The following is a 19,353-nucleotide window of genomic DNA, read 5'->3' as shown; positions in this document are numbered from 1 at the left end:
TCACTTTGTAAAGCATTCTAACTTGGGATATACAAGCATACACTATTTGAGTGAACCTTGTATATCTATTTTATGACAAAATGCGAAAGAAAGGAAATAAAAAATACTCTGACAACTCATAGCCACCTTACACCTTACTTTGTTATATACATAATCTCTTTACCCTATGAACGCTTTTTGTTAAAAATGAACACAGATAAAGCAATATGAGCTACTTATCCTTACATATTGGGAGGGAAGACTATTGGATTTAGAATTAATAACCTCCATTCTTCTTATTATCGGTATCGATATTGTATTAGGTGGAGACAACGCTATTGTTATTGCCTTAGCAAGCCGCAATTTACCTGAACATCAACGAAATAAAGCTATTTTTTTAGGGACTGGCTTAGCTGTGATCGTTCGCATTGTACTTACTATTTTAGCTGTTTATTTACTAACTATTCCTTACTTGCAGCTCATCGGCGGTTTTTTATTAGTGATCATTGCCTTTAAGCTTCTTGTATCAGAAGGTGACGATGCATCTTCAATTCGTGCAGGTGTGACGTTAGGCGCCGCTGTGAGAACGATTGTATTTGCTGATATTGTAATGGGACTAGATAATGTAATAGCTGTGGCAGGCGCAGCTCATGGAAATATTATCTTAGTTGTCACGGGACTACTCGTATCCGTCCCTATTATTGTTTGGGGAAGCAAGCTCATTTTGTATTTGATGGAACGGTTTCCCCTGCTTGTTTACGGCGGAGCAGCTATTTTAGCTTATACTGCTGGAAATATGATTGGACATGAAAAGAACTTACATTCATTCTTTGCAGACCATACATCTCTAGGAACATTTATTCCGTTTATAACAATTGCTGTTGTGCTGATAAGCGGCATGGCTGTTAATAGCTTTCGTTCAACTAAATGATAAAGAAAAGGCCATACTAAACATTTTTATTTAGTATGGCCTTTTCTTTAGTTTAATGAGCACAGCAGTCTTTTATTCATAAAACACTTTGTACACTTAAAAAATAATCTCTGTGAGTAAAAAAAGAATAGATGGTACGAGTAAGCAACCAAGACCTGTATAAAATGTAGCTGTCATGGCTCCGTAAGGTACAAGTTTTACATCTGTCGCCGCTAAACCAGCTGCTACACCGCTCGTCGTCCCCATAACTCCTCCATAGATCATTGCTGTACGAGGGTTGTTTAATTTGATTTTCTTAGCAAATATCGGTGTCAAAATCATAACTGAAATGGATTTAATTAATCCTACAGCTATACTTAACGCGATAATATCAGAAGAGGCTCCAATCGCAGTTCCAGAAACCGGTCCCACAATATAGGTCACAGCTCCTCCTCCGATTGTAGTCAAAGCAACGGGATCTCTATACCCAAAACAAAGAGCAATAATTACACCTAGTACAAAGGAATAGAAAACCCCAAAAAACAAAGCCGTAATCCCGCTGATTCCCGTTTTTTTGACTTCGCTAAAATTGGCACCGAACGCAGTAGCAATAATGGCAAAATCTCGCAGCATCCCCCCGCCCATTAAACCAATTCCTGAAAATAACTGTATATCAGAAATCCCTTTTTCTCCTCCTGTATTCACTCCACCGATATAAGCAAGGATTAACCCAAACATAATAGCAATAGCAGATCCGTGAACTCTTCCTTTTGTTAATTTATCTGATAAAAAATAAGCAATATACATGACAATCCCAATAATAGCAAATGCCGTAATCAGTCCGTTATTTTCTAATCCTTCTTTAATCATATTCATCATTTTATCTGCTCCTTAGGTAAAATAGAAAGCTCTATTTCTTGTTCATTCACCTTCGCTTTCTCTCCTATTCTGCTGATAAATGGTATGGATAAAAAGCCTACTACGACTACTACCACCCCTGCAAGAATCGCCATGCCTCCTCCATCAAGAGCAGCTACAACATTTTGCTGTGCAGACATCGCTACCACGATAGGAATATAAATTCCTCCCCAAAAAGCAATGCCTTCTTCGGATTTTACTTGGAGCTTATTTTTCTTCTTTAAATAATCCACCGCTAGTACAAGAAGAAGCATGGATACCCCTACTCCCCCAACGTTGGCTTCTACTCCCATCAGCCCTCCTAATGCGTCCCCTACAATTACTCCTATTAACATGCAAATAGACAGCAGCGCTACACCGAAGATTATCATATTACTTCCTCCCCAACCCATTATTGAAAGCGTTTACTTTATGGTTTAAAAATAGTGTAAAGGAAAAAAGTTGAATAACCTATGCATTTTTAGTTATATACTTATATCAAAAATGACATAATGCAGTTTTTCTCTACTGTTCATTTTAGATTTATTCGAAAAAGAAATAAAAACCATGACATTTAGTCATGATTCTTATATGTATTCATGAGGCATATCCGAGGGTAAATGTTTAAAATAATCAATCACAAACTGCCTGAAGATTTGTTGTAAATCCGTCACGTAGCCTCCATTGTTCCAAGTTAAAAAGATTGTACGTTCAAATGTTTCTTCTTCAATTTTTAGCAGTTTTACATCCTTTCCTGTAGAACCTCCCCACGTCACTTCAGGAATAAAACCTATTCCTTGCTTTGCTCTAATCAAGCCTCTCACTGTTGCTGGATCATCGCTTTCAAACGTAATTTGAGGTACAAAATTCTGTTCCTTACAAATCGCATCCGTTATTTTTCTTAGCTCTTTCCCTTTCTTTAGCACAATGAATTTCTCATTTTTAAGTTCATTTAACTTTACACGTGATTGCTTGGCTAAATGATGATCAAGAGGGACTGCAAGCAAAATCGATTCACGAAGTAAAGGAGTATGTTCAATCTGACGGGTTGTTAATGGAAAAGCTGAAATACATAAATCAAAATCAGGCTGTGAATAGCTATTAGTCAAATGCTGCATTAGCCGAAAACGCACCTGAGGATATTGCTCACGAAACCTGCTTAATAGCTCTGGAAGTAAATGTGAACTAGCTAACACAACAAGACGAATTTCTTCACATGGATCGTTCGACATATCCTTTAGCTCATGCTTTGCGTCTTCTAATGTTTTTAAAGCACGTTCTACTTTGGAACAGAACGCTTTACCGTAGCGATTTAATTTAATGTATTTACCGTTTCGATCAAACAAACGAATGCCTAGCTCTTTTTCCAACTGTGAAATCGTTTTGCTGAGCGCAGGCTGAGATACGTATAGCTCTTCAGCCGCTTTGCTGATATGTTCTAGTCTAGCAACTACTTGGAAATATTTTAGCTGTAAAAGCTCCAATCCGTTCACCACCACTTTTATATGTTTAATTACTCTCTTTCTTTATTAATTACATATATACTTCATTTTCCCTGCTATTTCGACAAAAAATAAGCAGCAGAGGCCATTTGGCTCCCTGCTGCTTATTTTTTATATACCAACTTCAAGCAAACGTTACTTGGTTGGTTTCGTATTTAAATCTTAAACAGACAAATATAAAAATTAACCATTCACAAGTCTTTGAGCTTCGCGAAGTTGGAAAGTACGCACTTTACGTGGTAAGAAACGACGGATCTCGTCTTCATTATAACCAACTTGTAGACGTTTTTCATCAATGATAATCGGACGGCGCAATAAGCCAGGATTTTGCTGAATTAATTCATACAAATCTTGTAAAGGCATAGCGTCTACCTGAACGTCTAGTTTTTGGAAAGTTTTCGAACGTGTTGAAATGATTTCATCTGTTCCATCTTCTGTCATACGTAAAATTTCTTTAATCTCATCGATTGATAACGGCTCTGAAAAGATATTACGCTCTGTATATCCAATATCATTTTCCTCTAACCAAGCTTTCGCTTTACGACAAGATGTACAACTTGGTGATGTATATAATGTAACCATTTACTCCTTCACTCCTTCTATCATAATCGGTCATAACATTCAAAACATGAACTGTAAATCATGTTGTTTTATACAAACTTCAACGAGTGTAAATATTTAATGACTGATAATGAAAATCGATACTACTTTATAATTACTTTTAAAAAATAATATCTATTTGCATTATACTATAAACTTCATCGGAATGATATACTTTTTAAAGTGAACTAGTACATTAGTTCGTTCCTTCACTGTCATTATTTTCATTACCGATTTTCTTCATTATTTATTTACCACACTACTATTACGAATAAACCTGTAGATTAGTTTCATTTTTTTATTATTTTTTTCTTTCACAAATTCCTCGAACTTTTCAGTCACTAAAAAAGCCTTGCAGAAGAAATGACTTTTCTGCAAAGCTTTTGAGATAATCTCTTATTTATTTAATAGCTGATGTGCTTTTTCCTCGTCTCATTAAGATAGGATACAGTAAAAGCCCGATTACAAATAATCCAATACCTAGGAAAAATGTTTTTAAATCAGCTGTCCCTGTCTTAATCACCCATAGCGAATAAATAAGTGCTAACGAAGCAATAATTCCGTCTTTTACTCGCGATCCTTTAATCGTGTCGTACGTCTCACCCTTCACAATAAGCTTTAATTGATAAACTGTCGTCACGAAATAAGGAACTAAATAGGCAAGAGTAGCTACAACGATAGCGAAATTATAGGCTTGCGAAACTGTGCCTGAAATAGTCGCAAACAAAAACAACTGTGTTAAGCCATTTGTTAATGTTAGTGAGCGGGCTGGACTATTGTTCTGATTCGTTTTAGCAAACCACTGTGGAAACAACCCTGACTTTGCTGCTTGATAAGGAACTTCTGCACTAACAACAATCCATCCAACAGTAGAACCTAATAAAGATATAAGTGCTAAAATGGCCATTACGTAAGCACCTTTATGTCCAATAACCATTTCTAACGTATCTACCAAAGGCTTTTGAGACTGCTGAAGCTGAGCTGTCGAAAGAATCCCCATAGCTAGAAGCGTAATCCCCACATAGATAACCATTGAGATTAATAATCCAAGCAGCGTTGCTTTCTTTACTACTTTTTGTGATTTTGCACGATTAGATAACAGTACAGCTGATTCAATTCCGATAAATGCCCACAGCGTAGCAATGGCTGCTCCATTGACCTGACTTCCTAATCCTACATTTATACCCTTTGAATTAACAAATTCTGTACTGACGAGGTTGGATGCGCTAAATAGCGATAGCGCCACAACAATAAATAAACCGAATCCAATAATTTTAGCTGCCGTTGTGATAAAGTTAATATTACCGGCGCTATTGATATCTCGCTGCAAAATAGCTTGAATTCCCCATAATACAACAGAACATACTAAAAACGTAATAAATTTCCCAGCTTCTAATTGAAAATCTCCGACTGAAAATAAAATATCCTTACTCTCCATTACTGGAAAGAACGTTGTTAAATATCCCGCAAACGATATGATGACAGATGCTGTTGCAGCCCAGTTTGCTGCCCAATAACCCCAAGCCATGCTATACCCAGCTACTTTACCTGCTTTAGGCGATGAAAAAAGGTTCGCTGCATAACTTTGAGGCCCTCCTTTTAATTCAGGCTTTCTCATAACTAAGTTCCCGAACACAAGAGCAATCATGAACACGCCAAGACCTGTTGCAATCCAAGCAAGTGTTGAACCAATTGGACTTGATACGTTTGCTAAATTAGAAGGAAGCATAAATACTCCGCCGCCTACCATATTACCAACTACAAAGGCTGTTAAAAACCAAAGTCCCCATTTTTTGTCTTTCATTTGCTGTGTCTCCTTTTGCTTTCTAAAAGCTTAAACTTTTGACATAGAAAGCTCGATGCTAATCTATTAAAACATAGAAATTATTTATTTCTTCATTTGTTTAACAATATAATATATTAGCACACTAAAGCAAAAAGTGAAATAATAAATCCTTCATTTTCTTTTGGAAAAAAATGCGGCTGAGACATAACTCCATTCATCTATAGATGAACAGACGGGATATATGAGCTCGTGTGGATTGCGCTTGTGACACCGCTGTTCATTTCCATGCAAGACTTCGCTTTCTGCGGGCGGTGAGCCTGTCTCGCTTTTCCCGCAGAAGTCTTCGCCTTGTCCTCCAATCAACAGCTAGAAGCCCCTACATACAGTAAACCTACGTTCACCCTACAAACAAAAAAATCCGAACGCGTTAGATTCTTAATCAAGAATTCAACGCGTTCGGATTTCCCTTCAACAAAAATAGGTTTGTCTCAGCCTTATTTTTTATCTTTTATGAAAACCTTTTGAATAGTAAATAATAACCAACAAAATAAACCATATCGGACCTACAATAAGGGCTATTCTTGTATCAGAGGAGAAACCCATCACCACTACTACCCCCGCTAAGAAAGCAAGAGCGAGATACGACGTATACGGGAAGAACGGAAGCTTATATTTTAAATCACTTACCTGCTGATCACTTAATCCTCTGCGGAAGCGAATTTGAGAAAGTAAAATAATTCCCCATGTCCAAATCGCTCCAATAGTAGCGATACTTGTCACCCACGTGAACACCTTATCAGGAACAACATAGTTTAAGCCAACTCCGAGTAGCAGTACAACAGCTGAAGCAATAACTGCTGCACCAGGCACGCCGCCTTTTGTTAAATTGGCATAGCGTTTTGGTGCTTCCCCGTGCTGAGCTAAATTAAATAACATACGGCCTGTACTAAAAATCCCACTGTTACAAGAAGATAAAGCCGCTGTTAACACTACAAAGTTTATAATCCCTGCTGCAGCGGGAATTCCAGCTTTATCAAATGTTAAAACAAATGGGCTTCCTTGTGTTCCGATCTCTGGCCAAGGATAAATAGACATAATAACAAACAAAGCTCCGATGTAAAAAATCAAAATTCTCCACAGTACATTATCAATTGCTTTTGTTAACGTCTTTTCCGGATTTTTCACCTCTCCTGCTGTTACCCCAATCATTTCAATACCGAGGTAAGCAAACATAACCATTTGAAGTGATAGAAGAACACCTTTCATACCATTCGGGAAAAAGCCACCGTGATTCCATAAATTACTGATTCCTGTTGCAATGCCGCCATTTCCAATTCCAAAGATAATCATGCCTAGACCAAGCACAATCATAAGGATAATCGTTACTACTTTAATAAGAGAAAACCAAAACTCTAGTTCACCATATGCTTTTACAGCTAAAAAGTTAACGCCTGTCATGATAACGAGCGCTGCAAGTGCCCATATCCACTGGGGCACACCCGGGAACCAAAAATCCATATATACTCCAACGGCTGTAATTTCAGCCATACATGTAATAATCCACATAAACCAGTAGTTCCAGCCTGTTAAATAACCAGCGAGTGGTCCCAAATAATCGTTAGCATACTTACTAAAAGAACCGGCTACTGGATTTTGTACTGCCATTTCACCTAACGCTCTCATAATAAAAAACATAATAAGACCACTGATTCCATACATGATAAGAATACCAGGACCTGCTAACCGAATAGCGGATGCAGAACCTAAAAACAGTCCAACTCCGATAGCTGCGCCTAAAGACATTAAGCTAATATGTCTTTCCTCAAGTCCACGGCTTAATTCTTTTTCTTGCGTGTTCCCTTGCATAATTCTCTCTCCTAACATGTCCATTTCATTTAATAGCGGCTAATTAACTTATTTTTCAAACAAACAATTCTAGGCAGTGTATGTACTAAAAATCTGATATTGCAAGTTCCACACCTGCATTTATACCGCTATCACATCTATAAAATACAATATTAAAAAAACTTCACTTTGTTCATTTTATCAAAAATCACAAAAAATGCGATAGTTTTTTGTGATTTTCACAAATAAACTTACAATAAAAATATAATAAAAACCATTTTTTACATTATATGTTCTTATTCCACTATAATTTTCTAACTATTAAGAATAATAAATCTATTGTTTTTCCTTATTTTCAATTATAGATGCTTATTTTTCCCTAAAAAGGGTAAAGATAAGATAACTGTTTAAACACTATTATGAACATCATCATGAAAAGATCAGTAGGAGGGTGCTATGAATTGGTATGAAAAACTAAGTCAATATTTTCCCATTGAAGAAATGAAATCAAAGAAGCATATCGAAACGCTTTTACAAGAACGCAGCGATATTTATCATAAAAATGAAGGACCTCATCACGTATTAATGTACGTGGAAACAGACCAATTTATCTTTATTGATTACCTCTTTGTTTCAAAAGACGCTAGAGGTCAAGGGCTTGGCGGTAAATTAATTGATGAGTTAAAACAACATAACAAACCAATTATCCTAGAAGTAGAGCCTATAGACTATAAAGATTCAGACTCAGCAAAAAGACTGCATTTTTATAAACGTGCAGACTTTAAGCATGCTCAAACAATCGGCTATAACCGCCGCTCATTAGCTACAAATGAAGTTAATCAGATGGAAATTCTATACTGGTCTCCTACCTCTGAAACAGAGGAAAGCATTTTAAATAAAATGAAAAAAACGTACGAGTTAATTCATACTTACAAAGACAAAGAAATATATGGTGCGTCTTATCAGCCGGCAGATCAAGTATTAAAAATTGACAAAAATCGTAAAGACGGCGATATCTTAGCAGATTTATAAAAAGAAGGTAGGCATACGTCTACCTTCTTTTATATTTTTGAATTATTATTCAACATACAACATTATTAATCAATTATATTCCTTTAGTTATAAGGTTTTAACATAGATATTTTGTCTTAAATATAAAATTCTGAAAATTTTTAATAGTATTTTCTAATCCTGTATTGTATAATACCTGTAAAGCGCTAATGTCACTTGTTCTTACATGTTTTTTCCAATTTAAAGTTTAGCGTTCTTTGATAACTAAATAAAAAACGACCTCGTTGTGAGATCGTTTTTGTTAGGTTGTATATGCGGCAAACTCTGCTTGAGAACAAGACACGTAGTGACCTGGAGATACTTCTCTAAGCTCCGGTTCTTCACCGTTATAATCATGGATACTTGGATCATAAATTTTGCGCTGACGCGTTTTTTCACTGTCAGGATCGGGAAGCGGAATAGCTGAAAGCAACGCTTTTGTATATGGATGAACAGGGTTTCGATAAAGTTCATCACTTGGTGCAAGCTCTACAATCTTACCTCTGTACATAACGCCGATGCGGTCACTAATGTATTTTACCATTGACAAATCATGGGCGATAAATAAATAGGTTAGTCCACGTTCACGCTGTAACTTCTTCATTAAGTTAACAACTTGAGCTTGTATAGATACATCCAAAGCTGAGATTGGTTCATCTGCGATGATAAAATCAGGTTCTACTGCCAGTGCTCTTGCGATACCGATACGCTGACGCTGGCCGCCACTAAACTCATGTGGATAGCGATTTGCATGTTCTTTGTTGAGCCCCACTGTTTCAAGAAGCTCGTGAACCTTTGCCATACGCTCTTTTCTCGTCTTAGCTAAACCGTGGATGTCAATGCCTTCTGCTATGATATCTGCTACGGTCATACGAGGGTTAAGTGACGCATATGGATCTTGGAAAATCATTTGCATTTTACGATTGAATTTTTTAAGCTCCGAGCGAGATTTGCGACCATGTACATCTTCGCCATTAAATAGCACCTCACCGCTAGTAGCGTCATATAAACGAATAATCGTTCTGCCTGTCGTTGACTTCCCGCAACCAGATTCACCTACAAGACCTAACGTCTCTCCGCGGAAGATGTCAAACGTCAGACCATCAACCGCTTTAATTGTTCCTTTACTTGTGAAAAAATGTTGTTTTAAGCCTTTAATCTCTAATAATTTATCTGTCATGTTATTCACCATCCTTCGCTACGAGTACAGGTGTACTGTATACATTATCAACTTTACGCATGCGGCGCTGAACTGAAGCAGGCGGCTCTACTTTTGGTGCATCCGGATGTAAGAGCCATGTTTTTGCATAGTGCGTATCCGATATTTTGAACATTGGAGGTTCTTGCTCAAAATCAATTTTCATTGCGTACGGATTTCGCGCTGCAAATGCATCTCCCTTTGGAGGATTCGTTAAATCTGGCGGCGTTCCAGGAATAGCAGCCAGCTCTTCTTCCGCCTCGTTATCTAAGCTTGGCATAGAAGCTAGGAGTCCCCACGTATACGGATGTTTTGGGTCGTAAAACACTTCATCCACCGTGCCCGTTTCAACAATTTGACCAGCGTACATAACGGCTACTCGATCTGCTACATTTGCTACTACACCAAGATCATGGGTGATAAAGATAATAGATGTATCCGTTTTTTTCTGAATATCTTTCATCAACTCTAAAATTTGAGCTTGAATTGTTACATCAAGCGCCGTTGTTGGTTCATCAGCAATCAGTAATTTCGGATTAGAAGCAAGAGCCATCGCAATGACAACACGCTGTCTCATCCCTCCGCTGAATTCATGCGGATATTGATTCACACGCTGTTCTGGAAAAGGAATGCCTACAAGCGTTAATAACTCGACTGCACGTTTTTTCGCTTCCGCTTTAGATACTTTGGAATGCTTGATTACGACTTCACCAATTTGAGCTCCAACCTTCATTGTTGGATTTAAAGAAGTCATCGGATCTTGGAAAATCATACCGATATCCTTACCGCGAATAGCTTCCATTTCTTTATCCGTTTTCTTTGCTAAATCAATGCCGTCAAACAGCATTTCACCGCTTTTAATTCGGCCAGGAGGCATCGGGATAAGGCGCATGATTGTTTGTGAAGTTACACTTTTACCAGATCCTGACTCACCAACAATTGCTAGCGTTTCACCTTTATTTAAGTGGAAGTTAACGCCGCGAACAGCTTGAACTTCTCCGCCATATGTTTTAAATGATACAGCTAAATTTTTTACTTCTAATAAACGTGACATATGAGTTCACTTCCTTACTTACGTAGTTTTGGATCTAACGCATCTCGTAATCCATCACCAATTACGTTGAACGCTAAGATTGTTAAACAGATAAACAAACCTGGGAAAAATAAGCGCCAAGGATAGTATTCCAAAGCAGGTAAGCCTTCTGAAGCCATTGTTCCCCAGCTTGCAAGCGGTGCCGGAACGCCTAGTCCCAAGTAGCTTAAAAATGCTTCTGTAAAGATTGCTGAAGGAATCGTTAGTGTCATTGTTACTAAAATTGGACCTGTTGCATTCGGAATAAGATGTTTAAATAAAATACGCTTTGTTGTTGCTCCTAATGTTTGTGAAGCCATTACGTACTCTTGGTTTTTCAACTGCAATACTTGTCCACGTACAATACGAGCCATGTTAATCCAGCCGGTAATGGTCATCGCCAAGATCATCGTACCTAACCCTTGGCCAAGCATAACCATTAAAATAATAACCAGTAAAAGGTAAGGAACACCATATAAGATATCCGCAACACGCATCATTGTTTCATCCGTACGGCCGCCGCGGTATCCAGAGATGCTTCCCCAAACTACGCCGATGAATAAATCAATTAAAGCTGCTGCTAACCCGATAAATAATGAAATACGAGCGCCTTCCCACGTACGAGCAAAAACATCACGCCCTAATTCATCTGTACCGAACCAGTGCTCAGAAGATGGAGCCTGATTAGCATTCAGCAAATCATTGGTTGCATAATCATATTTCACCATCAATGGACCAAATATAGCCATAAAAACAAGGAGAACCATTAGTACTACACCAAACATAGCAAGCTTATTTTTGCGAAAACGAATAAAAACATCTTGCCAGAATGAAAGACTCGGTTTTTCAATCTTTTCTGCCTGAGCGTGGTCAATCCCTGCTGTTTCAAACATTTCTTTAGGAATTTTCGGAAGTTGCTGCATAGTTACTCTCCTTTCTTAGCACCTGTAAGTTTAATTCGAGGGTCAATGAAGCCGTATGCAATATCTACAAGCAAGATACAAAAAAGTAGTAAAATACTGTAGAACACCGTTACGCCCATAATCGTTGTATAATCTCGGTTTGAGATACTGAGTACAAAGTGTGAACCTAATCCCGGGATACCAAATATTTTTTCAATAACAAAGCTACCCGTTAAAATCCCTGCTACTAAAGGTCCCATATAGGATACGACTGGAAGCATCGCATTTCGCATGGCGTGCTTAACTGTAATAACGCCTCTGCTTAAACCTTTTGCTTTCGCTGTACGAATATAATCATTGCTTAATACTTCAAGCATACTCGACCGAGTTAATCGTGCGATAAACGCCATAGGGGTTGAAGCAAGCGCGAGAGCTGGTAACACCGTGTGTGCCCAAGATTCCCAGCGTGCAACCGGAAAAATTTGTAGTTTCATAGCCAGAACGTATTGTAATACCGCTGCCATGATAAAACTTGGAACTGAGATTCCTAGAACTGCAATAACCATCGCCGTGTAATCTTGCCACTTATTATGTTTTAAAGCAGCAATAACACCTAGTACTACGCCAATAGCAATCGCTATTAAAATAGCTTCCATCCCTAGCATGAATGAAACAGGGAATCCGCCGTTAATCAAATCATTTACCGTTTGGCCTTTATATTTGAAAGATGGACCAAAATCCCACTTTAAAATTGATGTTAAGTAATCAAAGTACTGATGGTACCAAGGCTGATCTAAACCGTAATACTGATTTAGATTTTTTTGAATTTCAGGGGGAAGCTGCTTTTCTGATGTGAATGGACCTCCTGGAACAGCACGCATTAAGAAAAAGGTCGCTGTTACGATCAGCCATAATGATAGAAACATATAAATAAGTCGTTTTCCTATATATTTGAACACCCTGACACACCTCCATATTTTTACAAAATTCGCGCACAAGAAAGAAAAGTATATGGAGCACCAGGCCCCATATACCCTTTGTCATAATTGATGTTACTTACTCAAAATGAGCCCACTTAATCTGAATGTCTCCAAGACCAGACATCACAACATCTTTCAGCTGCTTGTCTTGTACCCAAGCATTTGTGTAGAAGTAGATTGGTGCCACTGGCATTTCATCCATGAAGATACCTTCTGCTTTTTTCAACATTGCCTGACGTTTTTTAGGATCTGTTTCTTTTTGAGAGTCAATTAATAACTTTTTATATTCTGGATTTTCCCAGTTTGTATCATTGTTTCCGCCTTTTTTGTCACGGAATAACTCTAGGAAGTTGATTGGATCGTTAAAGTCTCCTAACCAGCCCATACGCCCAACTTGATAATCTCCTTGGTGTAACTTTTCAATGTAAACAGCCCACTCAGAGTTGTCTAACTGTACTTTAATACCAAGGTTTTTCTTCCACATATCTTGAACAGCTTGTGCAATTTTTGCATGTTTTTCATCCGTGTTGTATGAAACCTTAATTGCTGGTAGTTCTGAAGCATCTTTAAGGCCCATTTCTTTCAAGCCTTTTTCTAAATATTCTTTTGCTTTTTTCACATCATTGTCTTTGAAGTAGCCTTTTTTGTTATCTTCAAACATTGTTGGTGGTACAGCCGCCATCGCTGGAACTGAACCGTCTTTTGTAATTTGTTCTGTAATACCTTTACGATCAATTGCATAAGCTAATGCTTTACGAATGTTCACATTGTCTAAAGGTTTTTGTTCTGTATTAAACTTGTACCAGTAAGTACCTGCAATCTCTTGAATGTTTAATGAACCGTCTTTCTTTAATTCAGGAAGTGCATCAGCTGGTAATTGACCGGTAGGCATACCCGCCCAGTCTAATTCACCGTTTTTGAACATTGAAAGTTCAGTGTTGTTATCATTGATCATGTACATTTCAACTTTTTTAAGTTTTACAGCATCTTTATCCCAATAGTTTTCATTAGGAACTAACTCAATTTTGTCGTTATGTTTCCAAGTTTTAAGCTTGAAAGGACCGTTTGACGTATAGTTTTCGCCTGCATTTGTGTACCATTTTTCATTTGATTCAGCAATTTTCGTATTCACTGGGAAGTACGTATAGAAAGCTGTTAATTCTAAGAAATATGGCGTTGGGTTTTCTAATGTTACCTCAAGCGTTTTATCATCTGTTGCTTTAACGGCAACATCATCTAATGAACCTTTTCCTTCATTAGCAGCCTGTGCATTTTTAACATAGTATAATTGATATGCATATTGAGATTCGTTTTTAGGATCTAACGCCCATTTCCATGCATATTCGAAATCTTTTGCTGTTACAGGGTCACCATTTGACCATTTTGCATCGTCGCGAATCGTAAACGTATATTTAGTTTGATCATCGCTGACCTTTACATCTTTCGCCATGGCATTTTCAGGTTTCCCATCTTTACCAATACGAGTTAAACCTTCAAATGTTTGTAATAATACGTTTGATGACGTTGAATCATTAGCTAAGCCTGGGTTCAGTGAGAAAGGCTCAGTTTTAATGTTTACGCGAAGCTCTTGCTCTTTTTTCTTGTCGCCGCCATCACTGCTAGCATTTTCACTGCCACCAGATTCTTTGTTAAATCCACATGCAGCTAAAAACAAGCTCATTACAAGCAGCAAACTGAAAAGAATTGACAACCTTTTCTTCATTGCGTGTTACCCCCTATTAAATTTTGTTTGTGTGGCAACCATATTTTTTTGATATGCACTAATTTCTTAATCCTCTTTCAATACAAAATAATCAGTTATTTTTTCACGTAGTAGAGTGCTAAAGACCTCACTGCAAAATTATTCTTCTACCCTATGAAACTGTCATCAATTGTTTACATGCTGTAAATCCAATGTATGCGCTTAATATGTAGAAGACTCATTCATTACAAAATTCGCTAATTGAAACAAAACATTGGCTATTTTGTTTTTTCTGAAAATTAAGAAATTGTAATACCTTTGTAAAAAATATGTTTGTTACGCCTATTATAAATATTTTAAAAATTTATTGCAATACTATTATTTAATGGTATTTTTTTGTCATGAGGGAAAAAACCTTATCTTATAAGGATTGTGCCTACTTGTCAGACGTCTAAAATCTTTTTTGTAGTATAGGTATTACAATAGTATTACAAAGGCATTAGAAATACTAAATAAAAGATTTTTACCAAATCCTCCACCAAATTTTCATCAAGAAATGCTTTAATTAAAAGGTTCTTGTCTTTTTTTGCCGAAGAAAAATTCCAGTAAATTGTCTTATAAAACTTTTTAGCGATAAGATGTTTAAATTCCTGCTTTTTCGCGTTATAATAACGAATAACTATATAATTAAAGCTGTGAAAAAGAGTAGTATGCAGAATTTTCATTTTTAGAGAGTTTGTGGCTGGTGAGAACAAACATTGAAACCTGCAGAATGGACTTTGGAGCTTTCAAGTGCAAAGCTTGAACGTTGATCTCAACGTTACATGAATAAAGATAGTTCACAATAATGTGTGCTAATTAGGGTGGCAACGCGGTCCATTCGCCCCTAGCTTATGCTAGGAGCGGATGGGCCTTTTTATGTTGTATACGTAAACTAGCATCATATATGTGCAGATGAAAGGAAGATTTGATGAAAACAATTTTTTCAGGTATTCAACCAAGCGGTACAATCACTTTAGGTAACTACATTGGAGCGATGAAGCAATTTGTTGAACTTCAACATGACTATAACTGTCATTTTTGTATTGTAGATCAGCATGCAATTACAGCGCCTCAAGACCGTTTAGCACTTCGTAAAAACATTCGCAGCCTTGCTGCTCTGTATGTAGCAGTAGGAATTGATCCAGCAAAATCAACTTTATTTATTCAATCAGAAGTGCCCGCCCACACGGAAGCAGGATGGATGTTACAGTGCGTAGCGTATATCGGTGAACTTGAGCGTATGACTCAGTTTAAAGATAAGTCCGCTGGAAAAGAAGCAGTATCAGCAGGATTATTAACTTATCCTCCACTAATGGCAGCTGATATTCTTTTATACAACACCGATTTGGTTCCAGTTGGTGAAGATCAAAAGCAGCATTTAGAATTAACGCGTGACTTAGCTGAGCGCTTTAACAAAAAATACAATGATATCTTCACTATTCCTGAAGTACGTATTCCAAAAGTGGGCGCACGCGTCATGTCTCTTCAAGATCCTACGAAAAAAATGAGCAAGTCCGATCCAAACCAAAAAGCTTTTATTACGCTCTTGGATGACGCTAAAACGATTGAAAAGAAAATCAAAAGTGCCGTAACGGATTCAGAAGGTATTGTTCGCTACGATAAAGAAAATAAGCCAGGTATTTCAAACTTATTAAGCATTTATTCAATCCTAGCAAATAAATCAATCGAAGACATTGAAGCAATGTACGAAGGCAAAGGTTATGGTGACTTTAAAGCTGACACAGCTAAAGTAGTAGCTGAAGCACTTGCTCCAATTCAAGAAAGATATTATGAATTAGTTGATTCTAGCGAGTTAGATGATATTTTAGATCAAGGTGCCGATAAAGCAAATGCAACGGCTAATAAAATGCTTCGCAAAATGCGAAACGCAATGGGAATTGGCCGTAAACGTTAAAAAAAAAACGACTGCTATGCAGTCGTTTTTTTAATTCACTTTTGGCTCTTGTTCAATTTCCCAAAGTTTTTCAAAGAAAGGTTGTCCTTTTACTAAGCGCTCGCATAATAATTTATGTTTCGGTGACCACCCTGACTTCGTTTCATCGTATAGCTGATTCCATACGTCTTGAAACGGCATCTCTTGAATGTCTTCGTATTTCGTTGGATTCCACTCTGTGTACCAGTAGCGGATTTGAGCTGTATTTTTTGTTGTATGTAGCTGATCAAGTGCCATAAATAACAGCTGTTTTAGCTGACGTTCTTTACGTGTTAGCCCTCTCATCGTTTCAGGAGACGGCGAAAGAATATGATGCTCTTTTTTAGTTAGCTCGTCTTCACTGAACTTATATTCTAGCTCTTCTTGATCCGCAATCATCTCATAAACTAACTGTTCTTGTCTTGGAATTAAGCGGCTTTTTCGAATTGGGATATGATAGCCCATCGTATCAATTGCTAAAATATTCGTTCCATCTGTAACAATAAAACAATATTCAACCTGCGTGCGCTCATGATTTTTCCGAATGTATGCTTTCTGATAGACATCTTGTAGTAGTTGTTGAGGTAGCTCGGAAAGATCATTTTCAATGTAATGAAATAAAAGCGGATTTACTTTTAATAACGGTGCTTGATCGAGCAGTTCTACACAATCGTCTTTTCTCCACTCATGGAAATGACACACATTATAACCGTTTTCTTCGCCTTCAAACCAATTAACCCATACATCATGAAGATATAGCATAATTTACCCCTCACTTACTATCTGTTTGTTATCCATCAGTATAGGCAGAGAAAGGAATTTTTATTCCAAATGATGTTATTTTTCTAAAAATTAATTGTAAAATACCTTCGTTTTTGGTTATTATGCAAATGCACTTATTTCGAAGCTCAGACATAACGCCAGTGCTAATGATTGCTACAGGCTTCATGAACTATATCCACCCCTATAAGCAGAAAAAATCCGAGTTTCTTCTATAGTAATAGGTTTGTCAGGAGGTCTGACAAACCTAAAAAAATCTATCACACTTTTGTGATAGATTTTTAACGAAGAGATTTTGGATTTAAAGCATCTTTTAATCCTTCACCAATGAAGTTGATAGCCAGGATCGTAAATGTAATAGCTAAACCTGGCGGAACCCACATCCAAGGCTTATTCTGCAGCACATCTGATTCCCTTGCTTCTGTCAGCATATTCCCCCAGCTCGGCGTATCAGCCGGCACGCCAAAACCGATAAAGCTAATCGCTGACTCAAACACGATAAGGATGGCCATCTGCAAACTGGCTTGAACCACAATCGTTGAAAACACATTTGGCAGCAAATGTTTGAAGATGATTTTAAACGGGCTGCACCCAATGGAAACAGCTGAAAGCACATATTCATTTTCTTTTTCAGCCAACACTTTGCTTCGCACCAGCCGGGCCGTACTTCCCCAGCTTAGGAAACTAACAACTAGGATGAGCGTCCAAACGCCTGAGATTTTTCCAATTAGAATTGTATTTAACACTACAACAAAAACAATGAGCGGAAAGTTTAAGACAAAGTCTGTAAAACGCATTAAGAATTGGTCCACTTTGCCTCCGTAATAACCCGCAATCGAACCAATAAGAGTTCCGATTAAAATAACGAGTGTTGTACAAGCAACTCCAATCAGTAACGAAGTTCTTCCTCCATACAATGTACGTGCAAATACGTCTCGACCATTTGTATCCGTTCCAAACCAATGCTCACTGGAAGGCGCTGCATTCATCGCCATATAGTCGATACGTGTAATATCTGCTTTTGTAAGCAGCGGTGCAAAAATGGCAAGAAGCGTAATCACAATCATGAAAGCCAAACTTATCATGGCTAGTTTATTTTTTACAAACTTCTTTCGCGCAATCGCCCATGGAGAAAGGTTTTTAGGAGCTTTCATATTCACTTCTGGCTGTACATCTTTTTTCGTTACAATTTCCATACTTTCTCCTCCTAATCCAAACGAATACGCGGATCTGCTACGCCGTATAACAAATCAGCAACCAGATTCCCAACTAGTGTTAAAATTGAAAACAGCATTGTAAGCGACATCATAACTGAGTAGTCACGAGTTGCTACAGAGTCAACAAACAACTTTCCGATTCCTGGATACGTAAAGATTGTCTCTGTAATGATAGAACCGCTAATGATTGTTACAAGATCAAACCCTAAAAACGTAATAAGCGGAATCATTGAGTTGCGTAAGATATGAACATTATAAATTTTAGATTCTTTTGTTCCTTTTGCTCTAGCTGTGCGCACAAAATCTTTGCGACTGTTTTCAATAATATCATTGCGCAAAAATTGGGTATACTGCGCGGTCGACATCAAGCCAAGAATCAGTGCAGGTAATATAACGTGATGAATTCTACTTTGAATAAATTCCCATGATCCCTCTTTTAATCCTACTTCAACAGAACCGCTAAACGGAAACCAGCCTAACTGAAAGGAAAATAAATAAATGCCTACGATCCCTGCGATAAACGATGGAACCGCTAATGCAAAGTAATTATATCCTGCAATAAAGTTATCTGCTAAGGTATACGGTTTTCTTCCTGCATACATACCTAAAATAAATGCAAACACATACGTAATCAAAAGCGAAGTCAAAGCTAAAAAGATCGTATTAGGCATACGCTCTAAAATAATATCTAATGTCGGTAACTTATGAGTTGTTGACTTTCCTAAATCTCCTTGTGCCACTCCCTTTACCCAGTTCCAATATTGAACGTAGATAGGATCGTTATATCCTAGCTTATCACGCATTTCCTCAATGTATTTTGGATCTGTATTACTGGGGTTGATTTCTCCCCCAAAAGGGTCCCCTGGCATCATTTTTGCCAGGGAAAACACAACAAAGGAGATCAGAATCAACATTGGAATCATCCCTAAAATACGTCTTAGTGAGTATTGCAGCATCG

Annotated in this window: 18 protein-coding genes and 1 other annotated feature; of the genes, 3 read left to right on the top strand and 15 right to left on the bottom strand. The window is 37.5% G+C overall.

Features of this window, described 5'->3' with window-relative positions:
- Positions 1-244 precede the first annotated feature (244 nt).
- On the top strand, positions 245-910 hold the full coding sequence (locus ACMX9J_RS14035; protein WP_028412357.1) for a TerC family protein: 666 nt from the start codon (positions 245-247) through the stop codon (positions 908-910).
- 96 nt (positions 911-1,006) lie between these two features.
- Here ACMX9J_RS14035 and madM read toward each other — a convergent pair whose 3' ends face one another.
- The 6 genes from madM to ACMX9J_RS14005 form a co-directional block, all read right to left on the bottom strand.
- A complete protein-coding gene (madM, locus tag ACMX9J_RS14030) occupies positions 1,007-1,768 on the bottom strand; it encodes a malonate transporter subunit MadM (RefSeq protein WP_033578049.1) in 762 nt (253 codons plus the stop codon).
- On the bottom strand, positions 1,765-2,178 hold the full coding sequence (gene madL / locus ACMX9J_RS14025) for a malonate transporter subunit MadL (protein WP_033578048.1): 414 nt from the start codon (positions 2,176-2,178) through the stop codon (positions 1,765-1,767). The genes madM and madL overlap by 4 nt, the downstream gene beginning before the upstream one ends.
- A 195-nt stretch (positions 2,179-2,373) precedes the next feature.
- On the bottom strand, positions 2,374-3,270 hold the full coding sequence (locus ACMX9J_RS14020; RefSeq protein ID WP_033578047.1) for a LysR family transcriptional regulator: 897 nt from the start codon (positions 3,268-3,270) through the stop codon (positions 2,374-2,376).
- 201 nt (positions 3,271-3,471) lie between these two features.
- Positions 3,472-3,870, bottom strand: a complete 399-nt coding sequence (spxA, locus tag ACMX9J_RS14015) for a transcriptional regulator SpxA (RefSeq protein ID WP_013055422.1) — start codon at positions 3,868-3,870, stop codon at positions 3,472-3,474.
- A 418-nt stretch (positions 3,871-4,288) separates the two neighbouring features.
- Entirely contained in the window at positions 4,289-5,692 is a 1,404-nt protein-coding gene (locus ACMX9J_RS14010) for an amino acid permease (RefSeq protein WP_416225863.1), read from the bottom strand.
- Positions 5,693-6,175: 483 nt separating this feature from the next.
- The gene (locus ACMX9J_RS14005; protein WP_028412362.1) at positions 6,176-7,540 is read right to left on the bottom strand and encodes an amino acid permease; all 1,365 of its coding nucleotides are present in this window, start codon (positions 7,538-7,540) and stop codon (positions 6,176-6,178) included.
- Between the two features lie 435 nt (positions 7,541-7,975).
- Between ACMX9J_RS14005 and ACMX9J_RS14000 the strand changes: the two genes are divergently transcribed.
- Positions 7,976-8,551, top strand: coding sequence for a GNAT family N-acetyltransferase (locus ACMX9J_RS14000; RefSeq protein WP_028412363.1), 576 nt, complete (start codon positions 7,976-7,978; stop codon positions 8,549-8,551).
- 280 nt (positions 8,552-8,831) lie between these two features.
- Here the strand turns inward: ACMX9J_RS14000 and ACMX9J_RS13995 are convergent, their stop codons facing one another.
- The 5 genes from ACMX9J_RS13995 to ACMX9J_RS13975 all read right to left on the bottom strand — a co-directional run bounded on the left by ACMX9J_RS13995 (position 8,832) and on the right by ACMX9J_RS13975 (position 14,444).
- Positions 8,832-9,749, bottom strand: a complete 918-nt coding sequence (locus ACMX9J_RS13995) for an ABC transporter ATP-binding protein (RefSeq protein ID WP_367033021.1) — start codon at positions 9,747-9,749, stop codon at positions 8,832-8,834.
- A 1-nt stretch (position 9,750) separates the two neighbouring features.
- Positions 9,751-10,821, bottom strand: coding sequence for an ABC transporter ATP-binding protein (locus ACMX9J_RS13990; protein ID WP_028407470.1), 1,071 nt, complete (start codon positions 10,819-10,821; stop codon positions 9,751-9,753).
- Between the two features lie 14 nt (positions 10,822-10,835).
- The gene (locus ACMX9J_RS13985; RefSeq protein ID WP_014461585.1) at positions 10,836-11,762 is read right to left on the bottom strand and encodes an ABC transporter permease; all 927 of its coding nucleotides are present in this window, start codon (positions 11,760-11,762) and stop codon (positions 10,836-10,838) included.
- 2 nt (positions 11,763-11,764) lie between these two features.
- Positions 11,765-12,700 carry an ABC transporter permease gene (locus tag ACMX9J_RS13980; protein ID WP_013055415.1) on the bottom strand — a complete coding sequence of 312 codons (936 nt, stop codon included), beginning with the start codon at positions 12,698-12,700 and terminating at the stop codon, positions 11,765-11,767.
- A gap of 97 nt (positions 12,701-12,797) precedes the next feature.
- Complete coding sequence (locus ACMX9J_RS13975) at positions 12,798-14,444, bottom strand: peptide ABC transporter substrate-binding protein (protein WP_014461587.1); 1,647 nt, start codon at positions 14,442-14,444, stop codon at positions 12,798-12,800.
- Between the two features lie 665 nt (positions 14,445-15,109).
- Positions 15,110-15,314, top strand: a binding site (T-box leader).
- 76 nt (positions 15,315-15,390) lie between these two features.
- On the opposite strand from ACMX9J_RS13975, the gene trpS reads away from it, so the two are divergent.
- Positions 15,391-16,380 carry a tryptophan--tRNA ligase gene (trpS, locus tag ACMX9J_RS13970; protein ID WP_028412367.1) on the top strand — a complete coding sequence of 330 codons (990 nt, stop codon included), beginning with the start codon at positions 15,391-15,393 and terminating at the stop codon, positions 16,378-16,380.
- 30 nt (positions 16,381-16,410) lie between these two features.
- On the opposite strand, the gene ACMX9J_RS13965 is transcribed toward trpS, so the two are convergent.
- The 4 genes from ACMX9J_RS13965 to opp4B all read right to left on the bottom strand — a co-directional run bounded on the left by ACMX9J_RS13965 (position 16,411) and on the right by opp4B (position 19,351).
- Positions 16,411-17,160 carry a YjbA family protein gene (locus ACMX9J_RS13965; RefSeq protein ID WP_028412368.1) on the bottom strand — a complete coding sequence of 250 codons (750 nt, stop codon included), beginning with the start codon at positions 17,158-17,160 and terminating at the stop codon, positions 16,411-16,413.
- Positions 17,161-17,188: 28 nt separating this feature from the next.
- Positions 17,189-17,347, bottom strand: coding sequence for a hypothetical protein (locus ACMX9J_RS13960; RefSeq protein WP_155017005.1), 159 nt, complete (start codon positions 17,345-17,347; stop codon positions 17,189-17,191).
- Between the two features lie 112 nt (positions 17,348-17,459).
- A complete protein-coding gene (gene opp4C / locus ACMX9J_RS13955) occupies positions 17,460-18,374 on the bottom strand; it encodes an oligopeptide ABC transporter permease (protein ID WP_013081753.1) in 915 nt (304 codons plus the stop codon).
- An 11-nt stretch (positions 18,375-18,385) separates the two neighbouring features.
- Positions 18,386-19,351 (bottom strand): oligopeptide ABC transporter permease, encoded by a 966-nt coding sequence (gene opp4B / locus ACMX9J_RS13950; protein ID WP_013055410.1) that lies wholly within the window; start codon positions 19,349-19,351, stop codon positions 18,386-18,388.
- Positions 19,352-19,353: the final 2 nt, after the last annotated feature.

The organism is Priestia sp. RMT2NF4 (assembly GCF_047872835.1).
Taxonomy (GTDB): Bacteria; Bacillota; Bacilli; order Bacillales; family Bacillaceae_H; genus Priestia; species Priestia zanthoxyli.
The sequence above is the reverse complement of the archived record's forward strand: the minus strand, read 5'-3'. Positions and strand labels throughout refer to the sequence as shown.